This window comes from Rhodanobacter lindaniclasticus (assembly GCF_004799035.1).
Lineage (GTDB): Bacteria > Pseudomonadota > Gammaproteobacteria > Xanthomonadales > Rhodanobacteraceae > Rhodanobacter > Rhodanobacter lindaniclasticus.
Genome location: NZ_MWIO01000083.1, coordinates 23,639 through 29,849, shown reverse-complemented (window position 1 = coordinate 29,849; position 6,211 = coordinate 23,639). Strand labels below are relative to the sequence as shown.

The window sequence follows — 6,211 nt, the reverse complement described above, 5'->3', positions numbered from 1 at the left end:
CATCCGGACGACCGCGCGGCCACCATGCACCAGGCCGCGCGGGTCACGGCCGGAGAGTTGCAACGCCATTTCCGCAACCGCTACATCCACCGCGACGGCCACAGCGTGGACATCCAGTGGTCGGCCCGCTGGTTGCCGGAGTACGGCGTGCGCATCGGCGTCGCCCACGAAGTGACCGAGTTGCGCCGCAACGAGCGCGAACTGGAGCATCGGGCCAGCCACGACATCCTGACCGGCCTGCCCAACCGCCACCACCTGTACACCGAACTGCAATACGCCATCGCGCATGCCGCGGAGACCGGCGACGGCCTTGCCGTGCTCTACCTCGACCTCGATGGGTTCAAGGAAGTCAACGACCGCGGCGGCCACGGCACCGGCGATCGCGTGCTGCGGGAAGTGGGCCAGCGACTGCAGCAGGGCTTGCGCCAGGGCGATCTGGTGGCGCGGGTGGGCGGCGACGAATTCGTGGCGGTGCTGCCGGGTTGCCGCGACAGCCGGGCTGCCCGGATCATCGCCGATGACCTGCGCGCCCGGCTCGGCTCGCCGTGCACCCTGCCCGACGGCCCGTTCCGACCCGATGCCAGCATCGGCATCGCCTTTTTCCCGCGTGACGGCACCGACGCCGAGACGCTGCTGGCCCACGCCGACCGCGCGATGTACATGGCCAAGCGTCGCCGCCAGGAACGCCTGGAGAAGGGTTGAACCGAGGAAGCAGCAGGCAGCCGGCCGCAGCATGATGTCGATCTGCCGGCCGCCCGTTCGTCGAAGGCAGGCCCCGCCATCAACCTGGAGAGCCCGCATGACCCCCAAGAACACGATCTGTCTGTGGTACGACGGCACCGCCCTGGAAGCCGCGACGTTCTACGCCCGGACCTTCCCCGACAGCGCGGTGGGCGCCGTCCACCGTGCGCCGGGCGACTACCCCGCAGGCAAGCAGGGCGACGTGCTGACGGTGGAATTCACGGTCATGGGCATCCCCTGCCTGGGCCTCAACGGCGGCCCCGGCGTGCCGCACACCAACGCCTTCTCGTTCCAGGTCGCCACCGACGACCAGGCCGAAACCGACCGCTTGTGGAACGCGATCATCGACAACGGCGGCCAGCCCAACGCCTGCGGCTGGTGCAGCGACAAGTGGGGCCTGTCGTGGCAGATCACCCCGCGCGTCCTGACCGCTGCATTCACCAACCCCGACCCCGCCACGGCCAAGCGCGCTTTCGACGCCATGATGACGATGGTCAAGATCGACGTCGCCGCGATCGAGGCCGCGGTGCGCGGCTGACGATGGCAGCAGACGTCGCCACGATGCGGATCGGGGACCGGGAGGCCTCCGGCAGTCCTTCCGGCCGGTTCCGCATCGAATCGGTCGACCTGCTGCGCGGCATCATCATCGTGCTCATGGCGCTGGACCACGTGCACGATTTCTTCGGCACGCTCGGTGCCAACCCCACCGACCTGGCCACCACCACGGCGCCGCTTTTCCTGACGCGCTGGATCACCCACTTCTGCGCCCCGGTGTTTTTTCTGCTCACCGGCACTGGTGCGCGGCTCGCGCTGCAACGCCTGTCGAAGAACGAGCTGTCGCGCTTCCTGCTCACCCGCGGTCTGTGGCTGCTGTTTCTCGAAGTGGTCGTCATGCGCTTCGCGCTTCAGTTCAATCTCGACTATCGGGTGACCATCATCACCGTGCTGTGGGCGCTGGGCTGGTCGATGATCGTGCTGGCCGGTTTGATCCGCTTACCCGACTGGGCGATCGTGGCATTCGGCGTGATCCTGGTAGCTGGCCACAACCTGCTCGACGGCATCCAGGGCAGTGCATTCGGCAGCCTCGCTCCGCTGTGGTCGGTGCTGCATGCGCCGGGCTTTCTCATCAATACCCCGCGACACGTCGTGTTCGTCGCCTATCCGCTGATCCCGTGGCTGGGCGTCACGGCGCTGGGCTACGCGCTGGGGCGGGCCTACCGCTGGAATGACGGGCGCCGCCGTGCACTCCTGCTCCGGCTCGGCGCCGGACTCGTCGCGGGCTTCGTGCTGCTGCGGCTGCTGAACGTGTACGGCGATCCGTTCCCCTGGTCGGTGCAGAAATCACCGCTGTGGACGCTGCTGTCGTTCATCGACACCAGCAAGTACCCGCCGTCGCTGCTGTTCCTGCTGATGACGCTGGGGCCTGCCCTGCTGCTGTTGCGTGTGGTCGACGGCGGCGTGCCGCGCTGGCTGCGCCCCGCACTGACCATCGGCAAGGTGCCGCTGTTCTTCTACGTCCTGCATTTCTACCTGATCCACCTGCTGGCGGTGGCGGCCTGTTACCTGCGCTTCGGCAGCGTCGACGGCATGTTCCGCTCGCCGGACCTGGGCCATTTTCCGTTCACCGCGCCGGCCGGCTGGGCCGCGAGCCTGCCCGTGATCTACCTGCTGTGGGCCGGCGTGGTGCTCGCGCTCTATCCGTTGTGCCGCTGGTACGCCGGACTCAAGCGGCGGCGCAGGGACTGGTGGCTGAGCTACCTGTAAGCGTCGCCCGGGGCGTTCTCCCCCGTGGCGCCATCACCCGGAGTCTGACCATGATCCCCACCATCACCGCCTTCGAAAGCTCGCCCGACCGGGGCCAGGGACTCGCGCGCGACATGCGCGTGCGCTGGGCGCTCGAAGAAGTGGGCCAACCTTGCCGGGTCCGCCTCGTTTCATTCGGCGCGATGAAGCAGCCCGCCCACCTGGCGCTGCACCCGTTCGGGCAGATTCCCACCTACGAAGAAGGCGAGCTGACGTTGTTCGAGTCCGGCGCGATCGTGCTCCACCTCGGGCAACACCACGCCGGCCTGTTGCCCGACGACGCGAATGCCCGGGCGCGCGCCATCATGTGGATGTTCGCTGCACTCAACACGGTGGAGCCGCCGATCCTCGAGCTGCAAACCGCCAGATTCCTGGAAGGCGACAAGCCATGGGCTGCCGAGCGGCTGCCGCTCATCAGGGACCGCATCCGCCACCGACTGGGCCAGCTCGCCGTTCGGCTGGGTGATGCCGACTGGCTCGACGGCGCGTTCAGCGCCGGCGACCTGATGATGGTCCACACGCTGCTGCGGCTGAAGCCCTCGGCCATGCTGGGCGAGTACCCGAACCTCGCCGCCTACGTCGCCCGCGGCGAAGCACGCCCCGCGTACAAGCGCGCGTTCGCCGCACAACTGGCGGTGTTCACCGGCAAGCACGCCGCCGCCGGTTGAAGGCCCGCCGGCGCTCGCCTCGAGCAGGTCGCCGGGATGGTGGTGTTTCGCAGGGGTGCATCGCTGTGCTGCGCTGCCGATCCGCGGCACGCTGCGCAGCGACGACACCGAAGCGTTGCTGCAGGCGGCCGTCGCCGGCCTCGGCATCGTTCATCTGGCCAGCTGGATGGCCGCCGAGCTCGTGCGGGCCAGGCAACTGGTGTCGCTGTTCCCGGCGCGGCCGCGCCGCCCAGGTTCTCGGCATCTGCGATCCACGCCGTGCGCGCATGCCCGGCCGCTCGCACGCGGTCAAGGCACCGCTGTTCATCGCCCACCTGAAAAGCTGCTTCGGCGATCCGCCGTACTGGGATCGGGCGCAGCGCAAGCGGACAAGGTGAGCGGCGGCCCGGCCGCCATTCACCTCCCTCCAGTCATTCTGGCGAAAGCTTCCACGGGCGCGGGCACGACCGCCGCCCAGCGCTCCCCGGCCTCAGAAGTCCGACCTGGCGAAACGCGCGACACCCTGATTCATGCCCGGCGGATCGAGCGTGCTCAGGTCGAGTTCGATCGGCGTGCCGATCCAGTGCGCCAGCGTCGTGTGGTCGGCCAGGTCGTCGTCGGTGAGCGGATGGACCAGCGCGGTCAGACCGGAGGCTTCGATCAGCTTGAGGATGGCCGGCAGCGCTTCTTCCGTGTAGTGGATCTCGAACTGCGGGATCGGATGCGGGCCGGCCTTGCCGTCCTTGAGCTGGCCGACGAAGAGCAGCCGGGGGATCGCGCCCGAGTGCATGCGGTCGATCAGGTCACGCCGCATGGCCTCGGTCGCGGCACGCGTTTCGGCGGTGCAGTAGATGTGCGCGTGCCAGGGCGCGCCGTGTTCGCTCATGTCGTTCCTCCGCTCGCCGGCCTCACGCATCCGCCATCAACTTGCCAGCCTTGGCCCAGCCGTCGCGCGGCACTTCGCTGATCAGAATATCCACGCTTTCCGGCGGACAGGCCAGCGTTTCGGCGGTGGCGCGGGTCACTTCGCGCACGAAGGCGCGCTTTTGTTCCACGGTGCGGCCGGGCAGCATTTCGAGGTGCAGGGTGGGCATGGTGTTCTCCGATAAAAGCCCCGGATCGAGGCGGCGGCCATCGTGCGCCCCGCGTGCAACTTGATAAACATGCCATGATTTGACCCATTTCAAACCCCAAGGTTGTCAATAATGAACAAGCTGGCCGGCATGGAAATGTTCGTGCGGGTGGTGGAAAGCGGCAGCTTCACTGCCGCCGCCGAGCTCAGCCGGGTTTCGGCCACCATGGTCGCCAAGCACGTGCGCGCCATCGAGGATCGACTGGGAGCGCGCCTGCTCCACCGCACCACTCGCCGGCAACAGCTTTCCGACGTGGGCCGGCTCTACTACGAGCGCTGCAAGCAGGCGCTGGCCGACGTGGAACTGGCCGAGGCCAGCGCATCGGAATTGCAATCCAGCCCACGCGGCCGCCTGCGGCTGGTGTCGCCGGTGAGTTTCGGCAGCCACAGCCTGGTGCCGGCGCTGAGCGAATACATGGCGCGCTACCCCGAAGTCGGCGTCGAACTGACGCTGGACAACGGTCGTCCCAGCCTCGTCGACGAAGGCTTCGAGCTGGGCATCCACATCGGCGACATCAACGAGTCCGGCCTGGTCGCCCGCCCGCTGCAACCTTACCGTCGACGCCTGGCCGCGGCACCGGCCTACCTGGATCGACATGGCCAGCTCGACCATCCGCAGCAACTCGCTGGGCACGAGTGCCTGGGCCTGTCTTACTGGCGGCGGCACGACCTCTGGCGACTGGTCGGGCCCGGCGGAGCCACCTGCAACGTCGCCGTGCAGGGCCGCTTCACGGCGAACCAGGGCGATGCCCTGCGCATCGCCGCACTGAACGGCATCGGCATCGTGCTCCAACCCGAGGCGGTGCTCGCCGATGACCTGGCCACCGGCCGCCTGCTGCCGGTACTGCCCGAGTGGTCGCTGGCGCCCTCGCCGATGTACCTGATCTATCCGCAGAACCTGCATCCCACCGCCAAGCTGCGCACCGCCATCGACTTCCTGGTCGAGCGGTTCGGTCCCTCGCCGGAGCAGTGACGGGATGCCTGGGCAACCTGCTGCATCCGTTCCCTTGCATCGCGTGCACATCCGTTCGTCTACACCTTGGCCGCCCTTCCCGCACCCGCAGGACACCGTCCATGCCACGCAAGAAAACCCTGAAACTGGCAACCTTCAACGTCAATGGCATCGGCAGCCGCCTGCCCCACCTGCTCGACTGGCTCGGCAAGGAGCAGCCGGACATCGTGGCCTTGCAGGAACTGAAAGCCACCGACCAGGCCTTTCCGGCGGACGCGCTGGAAAAGGCGGGCTACGGCGCCATCTGGCACGGCCAGGCGTCGTGGAACGGCGTGGCCCTGCTGGGCCGGGACAGCATGCCGGTGGAAAGCCGCCGCGACCTGCCCGGAGACCCGTCAGACAAGCAGAGCCGGTACATCGAGGCCGCCATCCACGGCATCGTCATCGGCGGTCTCTACCTGCCCAACGGCAACCCCCAGCCCGGGCCGAAGTTCGAATACAAGCTCCAATGGATGGAGCGGCTCCGCCGCCACGCCACTACCATGGTGGACGTGGCGCAGCCGGTGGCGTTGATGGGTGACTTCAACGTCATCCCCACCGACGAGGATGTCTACGACCCCAGGTCCTTCCGCAAGGATGCGCTGCTGCAGCCGCAGTCGAGGCACGCCTACGAACAACTGCTGGAGCAGGGGTGGACCGACTCACTGCGGCAGGTGTTCGGCGACGAGCGCATCTACACGTTCTGGGACTACTTCCGCCAGCACGCCGAACGCGATCGAGGGCTGCGCATCGATCACGTCCTGCTGAACCCGGTGCTGGCGAAACGCCTGAAAAAGGCCGGCGTGGACCGCTGGGTGCGGCTGCAGGAAAAGGCCAGCGACCACGCACCCACCTGGGTCGAGGTGGCGGCGGACTGAGCCGCCGCCGTGATTCCGT

The 6,211-nt window shown here is 68.0% G+C and carries 8 protein-coding genes and 1 pseudogene; 7 read left to right on the top strand and 2 right to left on the bottom strand.

Translation table 11 applies throughout. The features are described from left to right. From B1991_RS18075 to B1991_RS19215, 5 genes and pseudogenes are all read left to right on the top strand, one after another. On the top strand, positions 1-702 hold a 702-nt coding region (locus B1991_RS18075; RefSeq protein ID WP_136260062.1), incomplete at its 5' end, for a sensor domain-containing diguanylate cyclase. Positions 703-799: 97 nt separating this feature from the next. Continuing rightward, on the top strand, positions 800-1,279 hold the full coding sequence (locus B1991_RS18070) for a VOC family protein (RefSeq protein WP_136260061.1): 480 nt from the start codon (positions 800-802) through the stop codon (positions 1,277-1,279). A 2-nt stretch (positions 1,280-1,281) separates the two neighbouring features. Beyond that, positions 1,282-2,505, top strand: coding sequence for an acetyltransferase domain-containing protein (locus B1991_RS18065; RefSeq protein ID WP_246031233.1), 1,224 nt, complete (start codon positions 1,282-1,284; stop codon positions 2,503-2,505). A 50-nt stretch (positions 2,506-2,555) separates the two neighbouring features. Beyond that, positions 2,556-3,212 (top strand): glutathione S-transferase family protein, encoded by a 657-nt coding sequence (locus B1991_RS18060; RefSeq protein ID WP_136260060.1) that lies wholly within the window; start codon positions 2,556-2,558, stop codon positions 3,210-3,212. Positions 3,213-3,267: 55 nt separating this feature from the next. After that, positions 3,268-3,372 (top strand): annotated as a pseudogene (locus B1991_RS19215) (LysR family transcriptional regulator); the annotation flags it as partial. A 309-nt stretch (positions 3,373-3,681) separates the two neighbouring features. Here the strand turns inward: B1991_RS19215 and B1991_RS18050 are convergent. Together B1991_RS18050 and B1991_RS18045 are read right to left on the bottom strand one after the other, a co-directional pair. Next, positions 3,682-4,077, bottom strand: coding sequence for a DOPA 4,5-dioxygenase family protein (locus B1991_RS18050; protein ID WP_136260059.1), 396 nt, complete (start codon positions 4,075-4,077; stop codon positions 3,682-3,684). 22 nt (positions 4,078-4,099) lie between these two features. Then, positions 4,100-4,285 (bottom strand): 4-oxalocrotonate tautomerase, encoded by a 186-nt coding sequence (locus tag B1991_RS18045; protein WP_007809182.1) that lies wholly within the window; start codon positions 4,283-4,285, stop codon positions 4,100-4,102. Positions 4,286-4,396: 111 nt separating this feature from the next. Here B1991_RS18045 and B1991_RS18040 point away from each other — a divergent pair, with 111 nt between their 5' ends. Both B1991_RS18040 and xth read left to right on the top strand, forming a co-directional pair. Next, complete coding sequence (locus B1991_RS18040) at positions 4,397-5,296, top strand: LysR family transcriptional regulator (protein WP_136260058.1); 900 nt, start codon at positions 4,397-4,399, stop codon at positions 5,294-5,296. A 101-nt stretch (positions 5,297-5,397) separates the two neighbouring features. Next, the gene (gene xth, locus B1991_RS18035; protein ID WP_136260057.1) at positions 5,398-6,192 is read left to right on the top strand and encodes an exodeoxyribonuclease III; all 795 of its coding nucleotides are present in this window, start codon (positions 5,398-5,400) and stop codon (positions 6,190-6,192) included. The last annotated feature ends 19 nt before the right edge of the window (positions 6,193-6,211 follow it).